Raw genomic sequence first — 20,849 nt, forward strand, 5'->3', positions numbered from 1 at the left:
GAAGCGGTGATTTGAAAGAGGTTATTTGCTGCTCAGTTGCAGGTTTTGCGCAGCCGGCTTGCCATCGAAGGTGGTCACACCTTCCAGCCAGCGCTGCTGGTCCTGGGGGTGGTCCTTGAGCCACTGCCTGGCGGACTCGAACGCATCCTTGTGCTCCAGCAGCGGCTGCATCATCCGGCTCTCGTCGGCGGCGGTGAAGGTCAGGTTGGTCAGCAGCTTGTGCACATTCGGGCATTGCTCGGCGTAGGTCGGGGTGGTGACGGTCCAGACCGTGGCCATACCTTCGTTGGGCCCCAAAGCGTCCTCGCTGCCGGACAGATAGGTCATCTGCACATTGACGTTCATCGGGTGCGGCGCCCAGCCGAAAAACACCACCGCTTCCTTGCGACGCACGGCGCGGTCCACGGCGGCGAGCATGCCGGCCTCGCTGGACTCCACCAGTTGGAATTTGCCCAGGCCGAACTGGTTCTTGGCGATCATCGCCTTGATCTGGGTATTGGCCCCCGAGCCGGGCTCGATGCCGTAGATCTTGCCGCCCAGCTCTTTCTGGAACTTGGCAATGTCGGCGAAGGTTTTCAGGCCCTTGTCTGCCAGATAGGTCGGCACCGCGAGGGTCGCGCGGGCGTCCTTGAGGCTGGGCGCGTCGAGGACTTTGACCTGCCCGGCGTCGACGAAAGGTGTGATGGTCTGGGTCATCAGCGGGTTCCAGTAACCGAGGAACAGGTCCAGGCGCTGGTCGCGAATGCCGGAGAAGATGATTTGCTGGGATGCGCTGGTTTGCTTGGTGCTGTAGCCGAGGCCGTCGAGCAGCACCTGGGTCATGGCGCTGGTGGCGATCACGTCGGTCCAGTTCACCACGCCCATGCGCACGTTTTTACAGGAGGCGGCATCGGCGGCCCAGGCGCTGGTGCTCAACACGGCGCCGAGTGCAAGCACGCAGCGGCTGATCAGTCGGTTCATGATGGATCCCTCGGCAGGTCGTTATTGTGGGTTCCGGCGTCTTTGTGCACCGTGCAGCCAAGTTACCCAGCTTGCTGCCCGGTAAAACGCACGGCGGCGACCCACTTTTGCACTGCAGCGACCTTGTGCCCTTGAATGGGCGATGGAACTGGCGTATCACAGTGACCACGCTACCCGTCCCACGAGTGCGCACCATGTCCCAGGATTTCTACTTCCTGCTGATGCCGGGGTTCTCCGCCATCGGCTTTATCTCCGCCATCGAACCGCTGCGCGTGGCCAACCGCTTTCGCGGTGAACTGTATCGCTGGCACGTATTGAGCGCGGACGGCGGCGCGGTGTTAGCGAGCAATGGCATGTCGGTCAATGCAGACGCCGGGCTGGAGCCCCTGAAAAAAGGCGCGACCCTACTGGTTGTGGCCGGCTTCGAACCGCTGGAATTCGCCACTCCGGCCCTGGAGCACTGGCTGCGCCGTCTCGACCACGACGGCGTGACCCTGGGCGCCATCGACACCGGCAGCTTCGTCCTGGCCCAGGCCGGCCTGCTCGACGGCTACCGCCTGACCCTGCACTGGGAGGCCATCGACGCCTTCAAAGAGTCCTATCCGGCGCTGACGGTGACTCAGGAACTGTTCGAGATCGACCGCCGGCGTATCACCTGTGCCGGCGGCACCGCGTCCATCGACCTGATGCTCGACCTGATCAGCCAGGCCCACGGCCCGGAGCTGGCGATCCAGGTTTCCGAGCAGTTCGTGCTGGGCCGCATCCGCCCGCGCAAAGACCACCAGCGCATGCAGATCGCCACGCGCTACGGCATCAACAACCAGAAGCTGGTGCAGGTGATTGGCGAGATGGAGCTACATACCGAGCCGCCCCTGAGCACCCTGATGCTGGCGCAGATGATCAAGGTTACGCGGCGACAGCTGGAGCGCCTGTTCCGCCTGCACCTGAACGACACCCCGAGCAACTTCTACCTTGGCCTGCGCCTGGAAAAAGCCCGGCAGTTATTGCGCCAGAGCGGCATGAGCGTGCTGGAAGTGAGCATTGCCTGCGGGTTTGAGTCGCCGTCGTATTTCACCCGCAGCTACCGGGCGCGGTTTGCCAAGTGCCCTCGGGAGGATCGGCGGCGGGAGGTGGTGTAAGTCTACTGGGCATATGCCGACCCCATGAGGGAGCTGGCTTGCCTGCGATCGCGGTGTATCAGTTGGCAGATAAGTTGCTGACCCACCGCTATCGCAGGCAAGCCAGCTCCCTCATGGGATGTGTGGTGGGGCTTATTTTTTTACCAAGGCCGAGCACGCGGTTTTAAACGCCTCATGCTGATACTTGTTCAGCGTCGCCGGCAATGCAAAGTCATGCTTCTTGTTCTGCGCATTGATGGTCTGCGGCGACAGCAGCGTCACTTCAACGCCGTCCAGCAACTGCAATACCCCTTCAATCTTGAACGTGGTCGGGCCGCCGGCGAATTCGCCTTTCTTGCTGCGTTTCTTGATCGCGATACGGGTGATGCCGTTGTCGCGCACAAACGCGGCCACCTGGTGGGCAAAGGCTTTGACGTTGGCGGCCTCGTCATCGTCCTCGAGGGCGATTTTCTTGGTGGCCAGGGCGACGTGGGTCAGGTCCTGGGCGGCAACGGCGATAATGGCTTCGCTGCCTTTGATTTCGATGCCGCAGAGAGTCATGGATAGCCTTGTTTCAGAGAAAAGGATGGGCGCGATTGTCGCTTATTCCTGGGCAATCGACTCCAAAAACTCCGACCGCTCATCACTCATCCGCGCCAGGCAGTCATTCTGCGCAATGGCATAGGCCTGGGTGCCGGTCACCGCCGGGAAGGTATCCACCGCGCAATCAGCATCCCGTAACTTTTCCCACTTCTGCTGGGCATCCTTCAGACGAGCGGTGATGTCTGCCAACTGTGCCTTGTTGCTGGCGTAGGTAGTGCCCATGCGTTCCAGCAAGCTCTGGTAGTTATCCTTGAGCAGCTGTTCGGCGGTGGTTTTGTTGTAGGAGGCGCATTCCAGGGTCTGTTTGTCGTTTTCGATGCCATCACACGGCGTGCTGTCAGTGTCTTCAGCCGCGTGGACGCCGGTGGCGAGGAGTACCAAAGCCAGGAAAATCGGTTTCATTGCGCCTTCTCATGTCAGGGGATGGGTCGAATTCTGGCTCAAGCGTAGGCCAAAGAACAGATGCAGGACAGACACGTCCGTGCACCCTTTGTCGTGGATTGACGCTTTCGGCAATTCCCCTGTCGTTTTTGCACCCGGCTCCGTCAGCCCCTGGGCATATGCTGGCCCCAAAGCGCCGGCAGACGATTCGGCGCATGAATCACCAATAAGGGGACGCCTGATGAGCCCAGCCGAACTGCACGCCGACAGCATCGTTATCGACGGGCTGATCATTGCCAAGTGGAACCGCGACCTGTTCGAGGACATGCGCAAGGGTGGCCTGACCGCCGCCAACTGCACGGTGTCGGTGTGGGAAGGCTTCCAGGCCACGATCAATAACATCGTGGCCAGCCAGACCCTGATCCGCGAGAACAGCGACCTGGTGATCCCGGTGAAGACCACCGCCGATATCCGCCGCGCCAAGGAGCAGGGCAAGACCGGCATCATCTTCGGCTTCCAGAATGCCCATGCTTTTGAAGACCAGCTCGGCTATGTCGAGATCTTCAAGCAGCTCGGCGTCGGCGTGGTGCAGATGTGCTACAACACCCAGAACCTGGTGGGTACCGGCTGCTACGAGCGCGACGGCGGCCTCTCGGGCTTCGGGCGTGAAATCGTCGGCGAGATGAACCGTGTCGGCATCATGTGCGACCTGTCCCACGTCGGCTCCAAGACATCCGAAGAGGTCATCCTCGAATCGAAAAAACCGGTGTGCTACTCCCACTGCCTGCCGTCCGGGCTCAAAGAGCACCCGCGCAACAAATCCGATGCAGAACTCAAATTCATTGCCGACCACGGTGGTTTTGTCGGCGTGACCATGTTTGCGCCGTTCCTGGCCAAGGGCATTGACTCGACCATCGACGACTACGCCGAAGCCATCGAGTACACCATGAATATCGTTGGCGAAGACGCCATCGGCATCGGTACCGACTTTACCCAGGGCCATGGCCAGGATTTCTTCGAAATGCTGACCCATGACAAGGGCTACGCCCGCCGCCTGACCAGCTTCGGCAAAATCATCAACCCGCTGGGCATTCGTACCGTGGGCGAGTTCCCCAACCTGACCGAGACCCTGCTCAAGCGCGGCCATAGCGAACGCGTGGTGCGCAAGATCATGGGTGAAAACTGGGTCAACGTGTTGAAAGACGTCTGGGGCGAATAAGCCATCGTTTTTTCTCCCCCGGCCATTCGCGCCGGGGCATTACCAAGAATTTTCTGGAGTTAAGTTTCCATGGCCAAGATCGCCCCGCAATTGCCTATCGAAGTCGACAGCGAAACCGGTGTCTGGACCTCCGACGCCCTGCCGATGCTGTACGTGCCGCGCCATTTCTTCGTCAACAACCATATGGGCATCGAGGAAGTGCTGGGCGCTGAAGCCTACGCCGAAATCCTTTACAAGGCCGGCTACAAATCGGCCTGGCACTGGTGTGAAAAAGAAGCCGAATGCCACGGCCTGGAAGGCGTCGCGGTGTTCGAACACTACATGAAGCGCCTGTCGCAGCGCGGCTGGGGCCTGTTCAAGATCCAGGACATCGACCTCGACAAAGGCACCGCCAGCGTCAAGCTCGAACACTCGGCCTTTGTGTATGTGTACGGCAAGGTCGGGCGCAAAGTGGACTACATGTTCACCGGCTGGTTTGCCGGCGCCATGGACCAGATTCTGCAAGCGCGCGGCAGCCAGATCCGCACTGTCGCCGAACAAGTCTACGGAGGCTCCGAAGAGGGCCACGATGACGGCTTGTTCACCGTCAAGCCGTTGTAAGCCGAGGACCGTGCCATGGCTTTCGAAGCAATGTTTGCGCCGATCCAGATCGGCAAACTGACCATCCGCAACCGCGTGCTCAGTACCGCCCACGCCGAGGTGTATGCCACCGACGGCGGGATGACCACCGAGCGTTATGTGAAGTATTACGAAGAGAAAGCCAAGGGCGGTATTGGCCTGGCGATCTGTGGCGGCTCCTCGGTGGTGGCGATCGACAGCCCGCAGGAGTGGTGGAGTTCGGTGAACCTGTCCACCGACCGCATCATCCCGCACTTCCAGAACCTGGCTGACGCGATGCACAAGCATGGCGCCAAGATCATGATCCAGATTACCCACATGGGCCGTCGCTCGCGTTGGGACGGCTTTAACTGGCCAACCCTGATGTCGCCCTCCGGTGTGCGTGAGCCGGTACACCGTGCCACCTGCAAGACCATCGAACCGGAAGAAATCTGGCGGGTGATCGGCAACTACGCCAGCGCCGCAGCTCGGGCCAAGGCCGGTGGCCTGGATGGCGTGGAACTGTCGGCGGTGCACCAGCACATGATCGACCAGTTCTGGAGCCCGCGAGTCAACAAGCGTACCGATGAATGGGGCGGCAGCTTCGAGGGGCGGATGAAATTCGGCCTGGAAGTGCTCAAGGCCGTGCGTGCAGAAGTCGGCCCGGATTTTTGCGTCGGCATCCGTCTGTGCGGTGACGAGTTCCACCCGGACGGCCTGTCCCACGAGGACATGAAGCAGATCGCCAAGTATTACGACGACACCGGCATGCTCGACTTTATCGGCGTGGTCGGCTCGGGGTGCGACACGCACAACACCCTGGCCAACGTGATCCCCAATATGAGTTTCCCACCGGAGCCGTTCCTGCACCTGGCCGCCGGGATCAAGGAAGTGGTCAAGGTCCCGGTGCTGCACGCGCAGAACATCAAGGACCCGAACCAGGCCACGCGCATCCTCGAAGGCGGCTATGTGGACATGGTCGGCATGACCCGTGCGCACATGGCCGACCCGCACCTGATCGCCAAGATCAAGATGGGCCAGATCGACCAGATCAAGCAGTGTGTCGGCGCCAACTATTGCATCGACCGCCAGTACCAGGGCCTGGACGTGCTGTGCATCCAGAATGCCGCGACCTCCCGTGAATACATGGGCGTGCCGCACATCATCGAGAAATCCACCGGGCCCAAGCGCAAAGTGGTGGTGGTCGGTGCCGGCCCGGCCGGGATGGAAGCGGCGCGGGTCGCTGCCGAGCGTGGCCACGACGTGACCCTGTTGGAGAAAAAAGACTTTATCGGCGGGCAGATCACCACGGCGTCCAAGGCGCCGCAGCGCGACCAGATCGCCGGTATCACCCGCTGGTTCCAGCTGGAACTGGCGCGGCTGAACGTCGACCTGCGCCTGGGCGTGGCTGCCGATGCCGCGACCATCCTCGACCTGCGTCCCGATGTGGTGGTGCTGGCCGTGGGCGGGCACCCGTTCCTCGAGCAGAACGAACACTGGGGCGCGGCAGAAGGCCTGGTGGTCAGCAGTTGGGACGTGCTCGACGGCAAGGTGGCGCCGGGCAAGAACGTGCTGGTGTACGACACCATCTGCGAATTCACCGGCATGTCGGTGGCGGACTTTTTGGCCGACAAGGGCTGCCAGGTCGAGATCGTCACTGACGATATCAAGCCTGGTGTGGCCATCGGCGGTACGTCATTCCCGACCTACTACCGCAGCATGTACCCCAAGGAAGTGATCATGACCGGCGACATGATGCTGGAGAAGGTCTACCGCGAGGGCGACAAACTCATCGCCGTGCTGGAGAACGAATACACCGGCGCCAAGGAAGAGCGGGTGGTGGACCAGGTGGTGGTGGAGAACGGCGTGCGTCCGGACGAAGAAATCTACTACGCCCTCAAGCAAGGGGCGCGCAACAAGGGGCAGATGGACGTTGAGGCGCTGTTCGCGATCAAGCCGCAACCGTGCCTGAGCGAGCCGGGGGAGGGCTACTTGCTGTTCCGCATCGGCGACTGTGTGGCCCAGCGCAATACCCACGCTGCGATCTACGACGCCCTGCGCCTGTGCAAGGATTTCTGACCCAACACCGAACCAATGTGGACTCGGTCAAAAATGTGGGAGCGGGCTTGCTCGCGAAAGCGGTGTGTCAGTCGATACATCCGGTGGCTGATGCACCGCCTTCGCGAGCAAGCCCGCTCCCACATTAGACCTGTGTGGTCTGTGGGAGCTTCACCATGTTGAACACCTTGCTTCCTGTTCTTTTGTTCGCAGCGATGGGCCTCGCCGTCCTCGGCGCCCTGCGCCGGGTGAATATGTGGCGCCGTGGCCGTGCCGCCAAGGTCGACTTGCTGGGTGGCCTGCTGGCCATGCCCAAGCGCTATATGGTCGACCTGCACCACGTGGTCGCCCGCGACAAATATATCGCCAACACCCACGTCGCCACGGCCCTGGGCTTTGTGCTGTCGGCGTTGCTGGCGATCCTGGTGCACGGCTTCGGCCTGCATAACCGTATCCTCGGCTACGCCTTGCTGCTGGCATCGGTGCTGATGTTTGTCGGCGCCACCTTCGTCTATCTGCGCCGGCGCAACCCGCCGTCGCGGCTGTCCAAAGGCCCGTGGATGCGCCTGCCGAAAAGCCTGATTGCGTTCTCGGTGAGCTTCTTCCTGGTGACGTTGCCGGTGGCCGGGCTCCTGCCTGCCGACTTCGGTGGCTGGCTGTTGGCCGCGCTGCTCGGTGTGGGCGTGCTGTGGGGCGTGTCGGAAATGTTCTTCGGCATGACCTGGGGCGGGCCAATGAAACACGCCTTTGCCGGCGCCCTGCACCTGGCCTGGCACCGCCGCGCCGAACGCTTTGGCGGTGGCCGTTCCACCGGCTTGAAGCCGCTGGACCTGGCCGACAAGAACGCGCCCCTGGGCGTGGAAAAACCCAAGGATTTCACCTGGAACCAACTGCTCGGTTTTGACGCCTGTGTGCAGTGCGGCAAGTGCGAAGCCGCGTGCCCGGCCTTCGCCGCCGGCCAGCCGCTGAACCCGAAAAAGTTGATCCAGGACATGGTGGTCGGCCTGGCCGGCGGCACGGATGCCAAGTTCGCCGGCAGCCCGTATCCCGGCAAGCCCGTGGGCGAACACGGCGGCAATCCGCACCAACCGATCGTCAATGGCCTGGTGGACGCCGAGACATTGTGGTCGTGTACCACCTGCCGCGCCTGCGTCGAAGAGTGCCCGATGATGATCGAGCACGTAGACGCCATCGTTGATATGCGCCGCCACCTGACCCTGGAAAAAGGTGCCACGCCGAACAAGGGCGCCGAAGTCCTGGAGAACCTGATCGCCACCGACAACCCCGGCGGATTCGCCCCGGGTGGGCGGATGAACTGGGCGGCGGATTTGAACCTGCCATTGCTCGGCGACAAGCAAACCACCGACGTGCTGTTCTGGGTCGGCGACGGCGCCTTCGACATGCGCAACCAACGCACTTTGCGCGCCTTCGTCAAAGTGCTGAAAGCGGCCAAGGTAGACTTCGCCGTACTGGGCCTGGAGGAGCGCGACAGCGGCGACGTGGCCCGGCGTCTGGGCGATGAGGCGACGTTCCAACTGCTGGCCGCGCGCAATATCCAGACCCTGGCCAAGTACCGCTTCAAGCGCATCGTGACCTGCGATCCCCATAGCTTCCATGTGTTGAAAAACGAATACGGCGCCTTCGACGGCAACTACCAGGTGCAGCACCACAGCACCTACATGGCCGAGCTGATCGACGCAGGCCTGCTGAACCTGGGCCAGCACAAGGGCAACAGCGTGACCTACCACGACCCGTGCTACCTGGGGCGCTATAACGGTGAGTACGAGGCCCCGCGCCAAGTGCTGCGGGCACTGGGGATTGAGGTCAAGGAGATGCAACGTTCGGGTTTCCGTTCCCGTTGCTGCGGTGGCGGTGGCGGCGCGCCGATCACTGATATTCCCGGCAAGCAGCGCATCCCCGACATGCGTATGGAAGACATCCGCGAGAGCGGCGCCGAGCTGGTAGCCGTGGGTTGCCCACAGTGCACGGCGATGCTCGAAGGGGTGGTCGAGCCCCGCCCACTGATCAAGGACATTGCCGAGTTGGTGGCGGATGCCTTGCTCGAAGAGGCTGCACCGGCCAAGAACACACGTGTGCCAGCGGAGGTCCACTGATGAGCGACATTATCCGCCGCGACCCACGGGCCGAATGGATCGCCCGCAACCGCTTGCACCCGCTGCATGCGGCGATGCAACCGGAGCAGCACAGCTGGATGGGGCCTAACGGCATCATCCGTAAAAATGTGCATGGCATCGGTTTTATCGGCCCCAACGGCATCAAGCGGATCGACCGCAGCGGCGCCCAGCAGGGCGGTGCGACCAAACGTACGGCCGCAGCGCAAGTGCAGTTGCCGCTGCACCAGGTGCCAGCCCCGGCGTTTTACATCAACGTGGTGCCGGACATGGTCGGCGGCCGCCTGAGCAGCCACGACCGCGACTTGCTGGGCCTGGCGCGGCAACTGGCCGGCAGCGACGGTGCGGTGCTGGCGGTGGTGTTTGGCGAACATAAGGAAAGTGCCTTCGACACGGCCGGCGTGGATCGCCTGCTGGTGCTCGACGGCAACGAATTCGAGGGTTATTCACCGGAGCAGCGGGTCCATGGCTTGCGGGCTGTGGATAACCAGTTCCGCCCGCGTCATTGGCTGCTGCCCGACAGCCGCAGTGGCGGGGGTGAACTGGGGCGGCGTTTTGCCGCGAGCCTCAAGGAGCGCCCGGCCACCCGGGTGTGGCAGATCAAGGGTAATGAGTGCATCGGCCGTGCCGGCGCAGGCCAGGAAGACCTGGCGCGCCCGCTGCCACGGCTGATCCTCGCGGCTGTGGAGTGTGCCGATCCAGTCAGCGAAACGCGCCATGAAGTGTTGCCGGTGGAGTTATCCACAGCCCTGGCGCGCAGCTTGCCGCGTATCGAGGATCTGGGTGCGGTGGCAGTGGATCCCGGTGCGATTCCCATGGCCGAGGCCGAGTTTATTTTCTCCGGTGGCAATGGGGTCAAGGACTGGGACCTGTTCCATCAGACGGCCGCGGCCCTGGGCGCTACCGAAGGTGCGTCGCGGGTGGCGGTGGATGATGGCTTCATGGCTCGTGATCGCCAGGTGGGTGCCAGTGGTATCTGGGTCACCGCCCGGGTGTATGTGGCGGTCGGGATTTCCGGGGCGATCCAGCACCTGCAAGGCATCGGTGCCTGCGACAAGGTGGTGGCGATCAACCTCGATCCGGGTTGCGACATGATCAAGCGCGCCGACCTGTCGGTGATCGGCGACAGCGGCGACATTCTCCGGGCCTTGATTGCTGCGGTCCAGGCCCACCGTAACGGCGCCAAGCGCGATGCGGCTTAAACAAAGGATATGGCCATGACCATCCATGTAATCAGCCTGGTATCCATAGGCGCCCACCCGACCTCCGGCCGGCCGCGCCGCGCCGAACAGGATGCGCGTGCCGTCGAGCTGGGGTTGCAACTGGCTGGGGATAACCTGCAAGTGCTGCATGCCGGCGATATCTCCGAGCCGACCCTGCGTGCTTACCTGGGCATGGGGCTGGCGCAGTTACACGTGCTGGAACAACCGGCCGGCGCCGATGCCCTGCCAGTGCTCGGCGACTACCTGCGGGACACTGGTGCGCAGGTGGTGCTTACCGGCAGCCAGGCCGAAACGGGCGAGGGCTCGGGGATGTTGCCGTTCCTGCTGGCCGAGCAACTGGGCTGGCCGCTGATTGTCGGCCTGGCTCAGGTGGAGTCCATCGACAGCGGCGTAGCCCAGGTACTGCAAGCGTTGCCTCGTGGTCAGCGGCGACGCCTGAAAGTGCGCCTGCCGTTTCTGGCCACGGTGGATAACGCCGGGCCCAAGCCGCGGCAAAGCGCCTACGGCCCGGCCCAGCGTGGCGTGCTGCAGGAGCACGACGTGGCGGTGGTGGACGATGAGTTATTCACAGGCGCCGTGCTGCAACCGGCCAAGCCTCGGCCCAAGCGGCTCAAGGTGATCAAGGCCAAGAGCGGCGCCGACCGCATGAAGGCCGCCACGGCCAAGGCCAGCGGCGGAGGTGGGCAGGTACTTAAGGGGATAAGCCCTGAGGCGGGCGCTGAGGCAATTCTCAAGCTGTTGATTGAGGAGGGCGTGGTTCGCTAGGGCTGAAATAATCGCACATACATACCGCGATGCCAGCCTTTGCCAGTGCCTGGGTGTGAGCTTAAATAAATTTTCAGCCAAAGGATCCAGCCCCATGCCCGTCAACTTCCGCGCGGCAGTGCCCGCCGATGCCCGCGATATAGCGCGTCTGTTCCTGATCTCTTCAGAAGGAGCCGCGGCTTACATCTGGAGCCAGCTCGCAGAGCCAGGCCAGGAACTCCTGGACGTTGGCGCCAGCCGTTATGCGCGCTCGGGTGTGGATTTCTCTTATGAAAATTGCCTGATCGCCGAATCAGAGGGCGTGGTGGTGGGCATGATGCACAGTTATGTCATGCGCCATGATCCGGATGCAGAGCCGGTTACCGATCCAGTCCTTGCTCCCTACGCGGACCTGGAGATCCCCGATACCCTTTATATTTCCAGCCTGGCGCTGCACGAAGGTTGGCGCGGCCAAGGCTTGGGCGTGCAATTTCTCGCCCATGCCCGACAGCGGGCCGAGCATCTTGGGCTTATCGGCTTGAGCCTGATTGACTATGCGGCCAATACCGGTGCCCTGAGGTTCTATGAGCGCCATGGCTTTCGGATTGTCGACAGTTGCCAGATAACCCCGCACCCGATGCTAGGTGTCACCGGCAAAGCTTATTTGATGCAGTACCCGTAGTCCTCGACTGGGGGTTACCCACAATCCCTGTTGGTTCACCTGTGGATAACCTGTTCGCGGTTGTCCACACCCCAGTGAAATCAAGCCCTGCAGCCCTCTGTACGAAAAACAACCAACCTAAGCGACGGTTTTTGCTCGGTTTTTTCTGTGGATAAGGAAATAGCCTGGTTCAGAGTTGCCCCCAAAGTCTGTTGGTGCTTCTGTGGATAAGATGTTCGTTATCCGCTGCAAGCCATAGGGATAAAGGCTTGTAGTGAATTGGTTGAAAAATGATCAATATCGCTATTTCAACCGATCTACGCGCGTAAAGCCTCGATTTTGCTCGGTTGCAGGCGGTTTTCCACAGAAGGGGCAAAGTTGCCCCCAAAGTCTGTTGGCGCTTCTGTGGATAAGGTGTTTGCGTTCCTCTGCAGGCCATATAGAACGTGGCTTGTGAGCTTCTGGTTAAAAACTGATCAATGTTGGATAAAACCTGCTGCTTTGAATAAGTCACGGATTTTCTTGGTTTTATTTCGAGGGAACAGGGCAGTTGCCCACAATTGCTGTGGGTGGGTTTGTGGATAAGTTGTTGGGCGATGGCTGGAGGGCAGGGTAGTAGCGGGCTGGAGCAGTGATGGTCAATTTATGAACAGATGAGTATCCAAATGTGGGAGCAGACTTGCTCCCACATTTTTGATCTCTGGTACGTCAGTTACTCGTGTGCGGCGACACCTTTGAGGTACGGCGCCGGTGCCGCCCCCAGGTTGTTCAGCATGCGCTCGCTGTACCAGTCCACAAAGTTCACCACGCCAAACTCATAGGTCTTGGAGTACGGCCCCGGCTGGTAAGCGGTGGAGTTGATCCCGCGCTGGTTCTCCTCGGCCAGGCGCCGGTCCTGGTCGTTGGTCGCGTCCCAGACTTGGCGCATGCGCTCGACGTCGTAGTCCACCCCTTCCACAGCGTCCTTGTGCACCAGCCACTTGGTGGTGACCATGGTTTCCTGGGCGCTGATCGGCCACACGGTAAAGACGATGATGTGATCGCCCATGCAGTGGTTCCACGAGTGCGGCAGGTGCAGGATGCGCATCGAGCCGAGGTCGGGGTTCTTGATGCGGCCCATCAGTTTCTTGCAGCCCTGCTTGCCATCCAGGGTCATCGACACGGTGCCCTTGAGCAGCGGCATGCGCACGATGCGGTTACGCAGGCCGAAGCTGGCGTGGGCGTAAGGGATCTTCTCGGCGTCCCAGGCGGCGGCTGAAGCGGCAACGTGGTCCTTGAAGGCCTGGTCGGCCCGTGGGTCGGTGACGTCGTCCCATTCCAGCAGGGTTTTCAGCAACTCGGGGTGGGAGGCGTTGCAGTGGTAGCACTCGCGGTTGTTTTCCAGCACCAGTTTCCAGTTGGCTTTTTCGAACAAGGTGGTCTGGATCGCCACCTTGGTGTTTTCCATGTCGTAGGGTTCCATGTAATGGTTCAGCGTCGACAAAAAGTCATCAATGGCCGGTGGGTTCTCGGCCAGGCTGATAAATATGTAGCCGCCGGCGGTCTTCACGTTCACCGGTTTGAGGCCGTACTGCTTCATGTCGAAGTCGGCGCCCATCTCGGTACCGGCGAACAGCAAGCGCCCGTCCAGTTCGTAGGTCCACTGGTGGTAATGGCACACCAGTTTGGCGACCTTGCCCTTGTCGCTGGTGCACAGGCGCGAGCCGCGATGGCGGCAGACGTTGTGGAAGGCATGCACCACGCCTTCGGCGCCACGAATCACGATGATCGGGTTCTTGCCGATCTGCAGGGTCAGGTAGTTGCCCTTGGCCGGGATTTCGCAGGTCATGCCGGCGATCAACCATTCCTTCTGGAAGATCTCCTGCATGTCGATATCGAACAGCCGCTGGTCAGAGTAAAACGGCTGGGGCAGCGAAAAAGTGCGCTCGCGCTCTTGCAGCATTTGCGCGGTGGCCTTGCGTGCGGGTTCCAGCGGATCGCCCAAGCTCAAGGTTGCGGTGACGTCCATTATGTGTGTCCTCAAGGCCATTCTGTGTGGCCGCGATAAGTGGCTGATCAGGTTTGCAGCAAGGCGTAAAGAAAGCGTCGTTGTTGGCTGCGAGTGTGGGCCCGGTGCTGCCCGCAACCTTATCCATTAACGACATGGCCCACTCTGTTCCCGACGCGCAACCCCAGTGGTATGGGGGCTGGTCGCGATAAGTATGCGAATGTCGCAGATAGGTAAATGGCAGGTCGCGGCGTTACGCAGAATCGCCAGCATCAAGCCGAACTACGGCCGTGGAGAACAGCATGTCCAACAGCTTCCTGAATCCTGTCACCACCCAGACCTGGGCCAATGGTCGGCACATCGTCCGTTGCGTCAAAGTCATCCAGGAAACCTGGGATGTGCGCACCTTCTGCTTTATGGCCGACCAGCCGATCCTGTTCTTTTTCAAGCCGGGGCAGTTCGTCACCCTGGAGCTGGAGATCGACGGCCAGCCGATCATGCGCTCGTACACCATTTCCAGCTCGCCATCGGTGCCCTACAGCTTCTCGGTGACGATCAAGCGCGTGCCGGGTGGCAAGGTCTCCAACTGGTTGCACGACACCCTGCACGAAGGCCAGGAGCTGGCGGTACACGGGCCGGTCGGGCTGTTCAATGCCATCGACTTCAGCAACCCCAAGGTGCTGTACCTCAGCGGCGGCGTGGGGATCACCCCGGTGATGTCCATGGCGCGCTGGTATTACGACACCAACGCCAATGTCGACATGGTGTTTGTGCACAGTGCCCGCTCGCCGAAAGACATCATCTACCACCGCGAGCTGGAGCATATGGCGTCGCGCATCGACAACTTCAGCCTGCACCTGATCTGTGAGAAGCACGGCCTGGGCGAGCCGTGGGCCGGTTATCGGGGTTACCTCAACCAGAAAATGCTCGAACTGATGGTGCCGGACTTCCTTGAGCGCGAAGTGTTCTGCTGCGGCCCTACGCCCTATATGAACGCGGTCAAGCGCCTGCTGGAAGCCAATGGCTTCGACATGAGCCGTTACCACGAGGAATCCTTCGGCGCCACGCCACCGGAGGCGCGGGCCGATGCTGTGGAACAAGCCGAACAGGCCGCCGATGCGCCGGAAATCGACCTGGCGGATCTGCACCAGGTGGAATTTATCTCGTCGGGCAAAAGCATTCGTGTGGCACCCGGAGAAACCGTGCATGCGGCAGCTGCCAAGCTGGGCCTGCTGATTCCCAAGGCCTGCGGCATGGGCATATGCGGCACATGCAAGGTGATGAAACTGGGTGGGGAAGTGGAGATGGAGCACAACGGCGGGATTACCGAGGAAGACGAAGCCGAAGGCTACATCCTGTCGTGCTGCAGCGTGCCGAAGGGCGATGTGCGGATCGAGTTCTAATACCCCCCCTGATCGTTCCCACGCTCCGCGTGGGAATGCCTCCCGGGACGCTCCGCGTCCCTTGCGTGCGATGTGACGCGGAGCGTCACAGGCTGCGTTCCCACGCAGAGCGTGGGAACGATCTTCAATACCAGCGCTGGATGTCGATCAACCCCTCCATGCCCAAATAGTTGCGAGCACTGGAGTACCTCCAGTGTTCAGCAAGGTCCACATAACCCCGCTTCACTGGGTTGTGGTGGATGTAATCAAGCTTCTGGCGCATCACCGCCTCGCTGTATACCAACTCGGCATGTGAGCCTTCCTGCCAGAGTTGATACACCCGATCTACCTTGTGTGCACGTCTGCAAAAGCGCAGACGTTGTAATACCCGTTCAGCGCCTTTGCTGTGCAGGTCATCGATGATGGTTCGAGCGGTGAAGGATTTGAATTGGCTGACGCATTTGCTCAGGTCAGGCGCCTGAGCGACGAAGTGCAGGTGGTTTTCCAGGACGACGTAGCCATAAAGGTTGAGGGCGTGGTGGTTTTGTTGATATCGCCAACAATCCAGAAGATGACTGACGAGGTAGTCACGGGTGAACAGTGGTAGCCACTCCATGACGGTACATGTCAGGAAGTGTGGTTTTTCGGGTTCGGTGATGACGTAGCGGCTTCTACCCATAGGCTCATCCTTGAGGGGGCGCAGAGCGTCCTGGGAGGCGTTCCCACGCAGAGCGTGGGAACGGTCAGGAAGTTAGCGGGCGTAGATATGAATCGCGAATTGCTCGCCTGAAGCTGTCGGTTCGAAGACTTTTTCGGTGATTCTCAAGGTCTGGCCAGGTTCCTGGATGATGTCACCGACCTTCGCCAGTTTGCGGAATTCATCCCAGCCGACGAGGGTGGTCGAGAGTTGGGTATCGCTTTGCAGGATGTTGCCGAAGGATTGATTTTCCATGGTGCAGTCCTCTGCTGGATTTCCGTTTCCGGCCGATAGTTCGGCAGGCAGTGTGGCCCGCAAGGTGGCCTGTGCAGTGGCCTTTCCTTGCGGGTTCCAAGAGGCTAGCCCATGAAGAGCAGGCTGGGTGCTGTCAGAAATATCAAAAAATAGTCTCGGCATTCCGCCAGTATCAGGCCCACACCGGCAAGCCGGATGAGATCAGGCGCCCATCACCTCACGAATATCCGCTGCCAGTTCACGCACCCGATCTTCCTCGGTATCCCACGCACACATGAAGCGCGCACCGCCCTTGCCGATGAAGGTGTAGAAGCGCCAGCCCTTGGCCGTCAGCGCCGCGATGGCCGGTTCCGAGAGTTGCAGGAACACGCCGTTGGCCTGCACCGGGAACATCAATTCCACGCCGGGAATATCCGCTACCAGGCTGCTGAGCAACTGGGCGCAGTGGTTGGCGTGGCGTGCATGTTTGAGCCAGGCGTCGTTTTCCAGCAGGCCGACCCAAGGGGCGGAAAGGAAGCGCATTTTCGACGCCAGTTGGCCGGCCTGTTTGCAGCGGTAATCGAAGTCTTCCGCCAGCTTGTGGTTGAAGAACAGGATCGCTTCACCCACCGCCATGCCGTTTTTGGTGCCGCCAAAACACAGCACATCCACACCGGCTTTCCAGGTCAGGTCGGCAGGCGAGCAGCCGAGGAAGGCGCAGGCGTTGGAGAAGCGTGCGCCGTCCATGTGCAGGTTCAGCCCCAGCTCCTTGCAGGTGGCGCTGATGGCGCGGATTTCATCCGGGGTGTACACGCTGCCCACTTCGGTGGCCTGGGTCAGGGTCACGACGCGGGGCTTGGGGTAGTGGATGTCCTGGCGCTTGAGGGCGATCTCGCGGATGGATTCGGGGGTCAGCTTGCCGTTTTCGGTGCGCGCGGTGAGCAGCTTGGAGCCGTTGGAGAAAAACTCCGGCGCGCCGCATTCGTCGGTCTCGACGTGGGCGGTTTCCGAGCAAATCACGCTATGGTAGCTCTGGCACAAGGAAGACAGGGCCAGGGAGTTGGCCGCTGTTCCGTTGAAGGCGAAGAACACTTCACAGTCGGTTTCGAACAGTTTGCGGAAACCGTCGGCGGCGCGGTGGGTCCATTCATCATCGCCATAGGCGCGTTGATGGCCCTGGTTGGCGAGCTCCATGGCGGCCCAGGCTTCCGGGCAGATACCGGAATAGTTGTCACTGGCAAATTGTTGGCTCTTGTCGGTCATGGCCCGTTCCTGTGGTCGATGTTGGTGCGCACTTTAACCAAGAATATCCGGCGCGCGCACGCACTGTTAATGCAAAGTCTCTGGGGAATTATGCACGGTACTGAAACGATTCCTTTACAGCGCGAGCGCGATGGCGCGCTGGACCTGCTCAAATGGCTGGCGCTATTGAGCATGGTGCTGGACCACTTGCGCTATGTCGGTTTAAGCCTCGATGGCCTGTACGTGCCGGGGCGCCTGGCGTTCCCGTGGTTTTGCCTGGCGATTGCGGCCAATTTGCAGCGGGTCCGTGATGCACCCGTCACCGGGCAATGGCGTTACCTGGGGTGGCTGCTGCTGTTCAGCGTGATCAGCGAGGTGCCGTATCGGCTGTTTATCGACAATGCCGATACATTGAATGTGCTGCCGACCCTGGCGCTGGGTTTGCTGGTTGCCCGAGGATGGCAGCGAAAGACGCTTTTTGACCGCGGATTGGCGCTGATTGCCCTGCTGGCCGGCGCTGTGTTCTCGGCGCAACTGATGTTCGGATTTTTTGGTGTATTGCTGCCGCTGGCGATGTTGTTGGTGTTTAGTCGCCCCTGGTATTTCAGCGTGTTGCCGGGGTTGGTGTGTGTAGCTGCCAATCAATGGCAGGTCTTACTCAATAGCGGCAATCTCGTCGCGATGTTCGGGTTGGCCACATGCCTGATTGCGCCACTGGCCGGATTGGTCTTGTTGCGACATTCCCAAGGCGCCTCGCCCCCGGCCATGCGCCGCTGGGCGTATGCACTTTATCCCGCGCATTTCTTACTGCTGCTACTCCTTCGAAAGGCCATCACATAGTCCCTGTGGGAGCGGGCTTGCTCGCGAATGCGGTGGCCCAGCCAATGCATGTGCTGCCTGACACACCGCATTCGCGAGCAAGCCCGCTCCCACATTTGTTCGGTGTTGTTCTGGCCATGTCGTAAACGCACCTTTGCGTGGCGTGCGTAGGCATTTGACCTGCCTGCGCCAGCCCTACCATCGCATCAAAGGGCCCTGCACGGGCCTCAACAATACGAAAGGCTGGGAGAGACGCGATGTTCAGCAAACAAGACCAGATCCAGGGATATGACGACGCACTGCTGGCGGCCATGAATGCCGAGGAGCAGCGCCAGGAAGATCATATCGAGCTGATCGCGTCGGAGAACTACACCAGCAAGCGTGTGATGCAGGCCCAGGGCAGCGGCCTGACCAACAAATACGCCGAAGGCTACCCTGGCAAGCGCTACTACGGCGGCTGCGAGCATGTGGATAAAGTCGAGGCCCTGGCCATCGAGCGCGCCAAGCAACTGTTCGGCGCCGATTACGCCAACGTGCAGCCGCACTCCGGTTCGTCCGCCAACAGTGCGGTGTACCTGGCGCTGATCAATGCCGGTGACACCATCCTCGGCATGAGCCTGGCCCACGGCGGTCACCTGACCCACGGCGCCAAGGTGTCGTCCTCGGGCAAGCTGTACAACGCGGTGCAGTACGGCATCAATACCGACACCGGGCTGATCGACTACGACGAAGTCGAGCGCCTGGCCGTGGAACACAAGCCGAAGATGATCGTTGCCGGCTTCTCCGCCTATTCCAAGACCCTGGACTTCCCGCGTTTTCGCGCCATCGCCGACAAGGTCGGTGCGCTGCTGTTCGTCGACATGGCTCACGTCGCCGGCCTGGTGGCTGCGGGTCTGTACCCGAACCCGCTGCCTTACGCCGATGTGGTCACCACCACCACCCACAAAACCTTGCGCGGTCCGCGTGGCGGCTTGATCCTGGCCAAGTCCAACGAAGAGATTGAGAAAAAACTCAACTCCGCCGTATTCCCCGGCGCCCAGGGCGGCCCATTGATGCATGTGATCGCGGGCAAGGCGGTGTGCTTCAAGGAGGCAATGGAGCCAGGCTTCAAAGCGTATCAACAGCAGGTGATCGACAACGCCCAGGCCATGGCCAGCGTGTTTATCAAACGCGGCTACGATGTAGTGTCCGGCGGCACCGATAACCACCTGTTCCTGGTCAGCCTGATCCGCCAGGGCCTGACCGGCAAGGACGCAGACGCCGCCCTCGGTCGCGCCCACATCACCGTCAACAAGAACGCCGTGCCCAATGACCCGCAGTCGCCGTTCGTGACTTCGGGCCTGCGCATCGGTACCCCGGCGGTGACCACCCGTGGTTTCAAGGTGACGCAATGCGTGGAGCTGGCGGGCTGGATCTGCGACATCCTCGACAACCTCGGTGACGCCGATGTCGAGGCCAATGTGGCCAAGCACGTGTCTGCGCTGTGCGCTGATTTCCCGGTTTATCGCTGAGCGCGGTTTTGGAGTAATGCCTATGCAACGCTACTCAGGCTTCGGCCTCTTCAAGCACTCCCTCAGCCATCACGAAAACTGGCAGAAGATGTGGCGCACGCCGACCCCGAAAAAGGTCTACGACGTGGTCATCGTCGGCGGCGGCGGGCATGGTCTGGCCACCGCTTACTACCTGGCCAAGGAACACGGCATCACCAATGTGGCCGTGGTCGAGAAAGGTTGGCTGGGCGGCGGTAACACCGCACGCAACACCACCATTGTGCGTTCCAACTACCTGTGGGACGAGTCGGCGCATCTCTATGAGCATGCGATGAAGCTCTGGGAAGGTTTGTCCCAGGACCTGAACTACAACGTGATGTTCTCCCAGCGTGGCGTCTACAACCTGTGCCACACCCTGCAGGACATCCGTGATTCCGAGCGTCGCGTGAGCGCCAACCGCCTCAACGGTGTGGACGGTGAGCTGCTGAATGCCAAGCAGGTCGCGGACGAGATTCCGTACCTCGATTGCTCGAAAAACACCCGCTACCCGGTACTGGGTGCCACCGTGCAACGGCGCGGCGGCGTGGCCCGTCACGATGCTGTGGCGTGGGGCTTTGCCCGTGCTGCCGATGCCTTGGGCGTGGACCTGATCCAGCAGACCGAAGTCATCGGTTTCCGCAAGGAAAACGGCGTGTGCATCGGCGTGGAAACCAACAAGGGCTTTATCGGCGCCAAGCGCGTCGGGGTGGTCACAGCCGGTAACTCCGGGCACATGGCCTCGCTGGCCGGGTTCCGCCTACCGATTGAATCCCACCCGCTGCAAGCGTTGGTGTCGGAGCCGATCAAGCCGATTATCGACAGCGTGATCATGTCCAACGCCGTGCACGGGTACATCAGCCAGTCCGACAAGGGCGACCTGGTGATCGGCGCCGGTATCGACGGCTACAACGGCTATGGCCAGCGTGGCTCGTACCCGGTGATCGAGCACACCATCCAGGCCATCGTCGAGATGTTCCCGGTGCTGTCGCGGGTGCGCATGAACCGTCAGTGGGGCGGCATCGTCGACACCACGCCGGACGCCTGCCCGATCATCTCCAAGACCCCGGTACCGAACATGTTTTTCAACTGCGGCTGGGGCACCGGTGGCTTCAAGGCCACCCCCGGTTCAGGCAACGTGTTTGCCGCGAGCCTGGCCAAGGGTGAGATGCACCCGCTGGCGGCACCTTTCTCCATCGACCGTTTCCACAACGGTGCGCTGATCGACGAACACGGCGCTGCGGCCGTCGCCCACTAACAGGAGAA

General features: G+C 61.2%; 19 protein-coding genes. 12 read left to right on the plus strand and 7 right to left on the minus strand.

What is annotated here, in order from left to right; all coding sequences use genetic code 11:
* Positions 1 to 21: 21 nt before the first annotated feature.
* Positions 22 to 960, minus strand: coding sequence for a choline ABC transporter substrate-binding protein (locus tag HBO24_RS08505; RefSeq protein WP_057440257.1), 939 nt, complete (start codon positions 958 to 960; stop codon positions 22 to 24).
* A gap of 194 nt (positions 961 to 1,154) precedes the next feature.
* Here HBO24_RS08505 and HBO24_RS08510 point away from each other — a divergent pair, with 194 nt between their 5' ends.
* Positions 1,155 to 2,099 (plus strand): GlxA family transcriptional regulator, encoded by a 945-nt coding sequence (locus HBO24_RS08510; RefSeq protein ID WP_057440258.1) that lies wholly within the window; start codon positions 1,155 to 1,157, stop codon positions 2,097 to 2,099.
* A 132-nt stretch (positions 2,100 to 2,231) separates the two neighbouring features.
* Here the strand turns inward: HBO24_RS08510 and HBO24_RS08515 are convergent, their stop codons facing one another.
* A complete protein-coding gene (locus HBO24_RS08515; RefSeq protein ID WP_057440259.1) occupies positions 2,232 to 2,639 on the minus strand; it encodes a DUF3010 family protein in 408 nt (135 codons plus the stop codon).
* Between the two features lie 42 nt (positions 2,640 to 2,681).
* A complete protein-coding gene (locus tag HBO24_RS08520; protein ID WP_057440260.1) occupies positions 2,682 to 3,083 on the minus strand; it encodes a lysozyme inhibitor LprI family protein in 402 nt (133 codons plus the stop codon).
* 220 nt (positions 3,084 to 3,303) lie between these two features.
* Here HBO24_RS08520 and HBO24_RS08525 point away from each other — a divergent pair, with 220 nt between their 5' ends.
* From HBO24_RS08525 to HBO24_RS08555, 7 genes are all read left to right on the plus strand, one after another.
* A complete protein-coding gene (locus tag HBO24_RS08525) occupies positions 3,304 to 4,281 on the plus strand; it encodes a dipeptidase (RefSeq protein ID WP_032858660.1) in 978 nt (325 codons plus the stop codon).
* Between the two features lie 69 nt (positions 4,282 to 4,350).
* The gene (locus HBO24_RS08530; protein ID WP_027606002.1) at positions 4,351 to 4,881 is read left to right on the plus strand and encodes a DUF5943 domain-containing protein; all 531 of its coding nucleotides are present in this window, start codon (positions 4,351 to 4,353) and stop codon (positions 4,879 to 4,881) included.
* Positions 4,882 to 4,896: 15 nt separating this feature from the next.
* Positions 4,897 to 6,957: a dimethylglycine demethylation protein DgcA gene (dgcA, locus tag HBO24_RS08535; RefSeq protein ID WP_057960840.1), complete on the plus strand. Its 2,061-nt coding sequence runs from the start codon at positions 4,897 to 4,899 to the stop codon at positions 6,955 to 6,957.
* Positions 6,958 to 7,112: 155 nt separating this feature from the next.
* Positions 7,113 to 9,050: a dimethylglycine demethylation protein DgcB gene (gene dgcB, locus HBO24_RS08540; protein WP_170059552.1), complete on the plus strand. Its 1,938-nt coding sequence runs from the start codon at positions 7,113 to 7,115 to the stop codon at positions 9,048 to 9,050.
* Positions 9,050 to 10,270 carry an electron transfer flavoprotein subunit alpha/FixB family protein gene (locus HBO24_RS08545; RefSeq protein WP_170059553.1) on the plus strand — a complete coding sequence of 407 codons (1,221 nt, stop codon included), beginning with the start codon at positions 9,050 to 9,052 and terminating at the stop codon, positions 10,268 to 10,270. Before dgcB ends, HBO24_RS08545 begins: the two co-directional genes overlap by 1 nt.
* A gap of 15 nt (positions 10,271 to 10,285) precedes the next feature.
* Entirely contained in the window at positions 10,286 to 11,056 is a 771-nt protein-coding gene (locus HBO24_RS08550; RefSeq protein WP_170059554.1) for an electron transfer flavoprotein subunit beta, read from the plus strand.
* Positions 11,057 to 11,150: 94 nt separating this feature from the next.
* On the plus strand, positions 11,151 to 11,717 hold the full coding sequence (locus tag HBO24_RS08555) for a GNAT family N-acetyltransferase (protein WP_057960837.1): 567 nt from the start codon (positions 11,151 to 11,153) through the stop codon (positions 11,715 to 11,717).
* A 691-nt stretch (positions 11,718 to 12,408) separates the two neighbouring features.
* On the opposite strand, the gene gbcA is transcribed toward HBO24_RS08555, so the two are convergent.
* A complete protein-coding gene (gbcA, locus tag HBO24_RS08560; protein WP_057440265.1) occupies positions 12,409 to 13,704 on the minus strand; it encodes a glycine-betaine demethylase subunit GbcA in 1,296 nt (431 codons plus the stop codon).
* A 281-nt stretch (positions 13,705 to 13,985) separates the two neighbouring features.
* Between gbcA and gbcB the strand changes: the two genes are divergently transcribed.
* Positions 13,986 to 15,086 (plus strand): glycine-betaine demethylase subunit GbcB, encoded by a 1,101-nt coding sequence (gbcB, locus tag HBO24_RS08565; RefSeq protein WP_057440266.1) that lies wholly within the window; start codon positions 13,986 to 13,988, stop codon positions 15,084 to 15,086.
* A 124-nt stretch (positions 15,087 to 15,210) separates the two neighbouring features.
* Here gbcB and HBO24_RS08570 read toward each other — a convergent pair whose 3' ends face one another.
* The 3 genes from HBO24_RS08570 to HBO24_RS08580 form a co-directional block, all read right to left on the minus strand.
* Positions 15,211 to 15,744 carry a transposase gene (locus HBO24_RS08570; protein WP_120734262.1) on the minus strand — a complete coding sequence of 178 codons (534 nt, stop codon included), beginning with the start codon at positions 15,742 to 15,744 and terminating at the stop codon, positions 15,211 to 15,213.
* Between the two features lie 72 nt (positions 15,745 to 15,816).
* Positions 15,817 to 16,017 (minus strand): hypothetical protein, encoded by a 201-nt coding sequence (locus HBO24_RS08575; protein ID WP_057440267.1) that lies wholly within the window; start codon positions 16,015 to 16,017, stop codon positions 15,817 to 15,819.
* A 201-nt stretch (positions 16,018 to 16,218) separates the two neighbouring features.
* Positions 16,219 to 17,259: a low specificity L-threonine aldolase gene (locus HBO24_RS08580; RefSeq protein ID WP_057960833.1), complete on the minus strand. Its 1,041-nt coding sequence runs from the start codon at positions 17,257 to 17,259 to the stop codon at positions 16,219 to 16,221.
* Between the two features lie 90 nt (positions 17,260 to 17,349).
* Between HBO24_RS08580 and HBO24_RS08585 the strand changes: the two genes are divergently transcribed.
* The 3 genes from HBO24_RS08585 (at position 17,350) to HBO24_RS08595 (ending at position 20,841) form a co-directional block, all read left to right on the plus strand.
* The gene (locus HBO24_RS08585) at positions 17,350 to 18,078 is read left to right on the plus strand and encodes a TraX family protein (protein ID WP_170059578.1); all 729 of its coding nucleotides are present in this window, start codon (positions 17,350 to 17,352) and stop codon (positions 18,076 to 18,078) included.
* Between the two features lie 236 nt (positions 18,079 to 18,314).
* Positions 18,315 to 19,568: a serine hydroxymethyltransferase gene (locus HBO24_RS08590; RefSeq protein WP_057440269.1), complete on the plus strand. Its 1,254-nt coding sequence runs from the start codon at positions 18,315 to 18,317 to the stop codon at positions 19,566 to 19,568.
* A gap of 22 nt (positions 19,569 to 19,590) precedes the next feature.
* Complete coding sequence (locus HBO24_RS08595; RefSeq protein ID WP_010207084.1) at positions 19,591 to 20,841, plus strand: sarcosine oxidase subunit beta; 1,251 nt, start codon at positions 19,591 to 19,593, stop codon at positions 20,839 to 20,841.
* The last annotated feature ends 8 nt before the right edge of the window (positions 20,842 to 20,849 follow it).

Source organism: Pseudomonas sp. WS 5410 (assembly GCF_012985645.1).
Lineage (GTDB): Bacteria > Pseudomonadota > Gammaproteobacteria > Pseudomonadales > Pseudomonadaceae > Aquipseudomonas > Aquipseudomonas shahriarae.

Coding starts and splice junctions, on each gene's coding strand:
- HBO24_RS08510 (WP_057440258.1), top strand. CDS start 1,155: ATGTCCCAGGATTTCTACTTCCTGCTGATGCCGGGGTTCTCCGCCATC.
- HBO24_RS08530 (WP_027606002.1), top strand. CDS start 4,351: ATGGCCAAGATCGCCCCGCAATTGCCTATCGAAGTCGACAGCGAAACC.
- dgcA (WP_057960840.1), top strand. CDS start 4,897: ATGGCTTTCGAAGCAATGTTTGCGCCGATCCAGATCGGCAAACTGACC.
- HBO24_RS08590 (WP_057440269.1), top strand. CDS start 18,315: ATGTTCAGCAAACAAGACCAGATCCAGGGATATGACGACGCACTGCTG.
- HBO24_RS08505 (WP_057440257.1), bottom strand. CDS start 960: ATGAACCGACTGATCAGCCGCTGCGTGCTTGCACTCGGCGCCGTGTTG.
- HBO24_RS08585 (WP_170059578.1), top strand. CDS start 17,350: ATGCACGGTACTGAAACGATTCCTTTACAGCGCGAGCGCGATGGCGCG.
- gbcB (WP_057440266.1), top strand. CDS start 13,986: ATGTCCAACAGCTTCCTGAATCCTGTCACCACCCAGACCTGGGCCAAT.
- HBO24_RS08525 (WP_032858660.1), top strand. CDS start 3,304: ATGAGCCCAGCCGAACTGCACGCCGACAGCATCGTTATCGACGGGCTG.
- HBO24_RS08545 (WP_170059553.1), top strand. CDS start 9,050: ATGAGCGACATTATCCGCCGCGACCCACGGGCCGAATGGATCGCCCGC.
- HBO24_RS08575 (WP_057440267.1), bottom strand. CDS start 16,017: ATGGAAAATCAATCCTTCGGCAACATCCTGCAAAGCGATACCCAACTC.
- dgcB (WP_170059552.1), top strand. CDS start 7,113: ATGTTGAACACCTTGCTTCCTGTTCTTTTGTTCGCAGCGATGGGCCTC.
- HBO24_RS08520 (WP_057440260.1), bottom strand. CDS start 3,083: ATGAAACCGATTTTCCTGGCTTTGGTACTCCTCGCCACCGGCGTCCAC.
- HBO24_RS08580 (WP_057960833.1), bottom strand. CDS start 17,259: ATGACCGACAAGAGCCAACAATTTGCCAGTGACAACTATTCCGGTATC.
- gbcA (WP_057440265.1), bottom strand. CDS start 13,704: ATGGACGTCACCGCAACCTTGAGCTTGGGCGATCCGCTGGAACCCGCA.
- HBO24_RS08550 (WP_170059554.1), top strand. CDS start 10,286: ATGACCATCCATGTAATCAGCCTGGTATCCATAGGCGCCCACCCGACC.
- HBO24_RS08570 (WP_120734262.1), bottom strand. CDS start 15,744: ATGGGTAGAAGCCGCTACGTCATCACCGAACCCGAAAAACCACACTTC.
- HBO24_RS08515 (WP_057440259.1), bottom strand. CDS start 2,639: ATGACTCTCTGCGGCATCGAAATCAAAGGCAGCGAAGCCATTATCGCC.
- HBO24_RS08595 (WP_010207084.1), top strand. CDS start 19,591: ATGCAACGCTACTCAGGCTTCGGCCTCTTCAAGCACTCCCTCAGCCAT.
- HBO24_RS08555 (WP_057960837.1), top strand. CDS start 11,151: ATGCCCGTCAACTTCCGCGCGGCAGTGCCCGCCGATGCCCGCGATATA.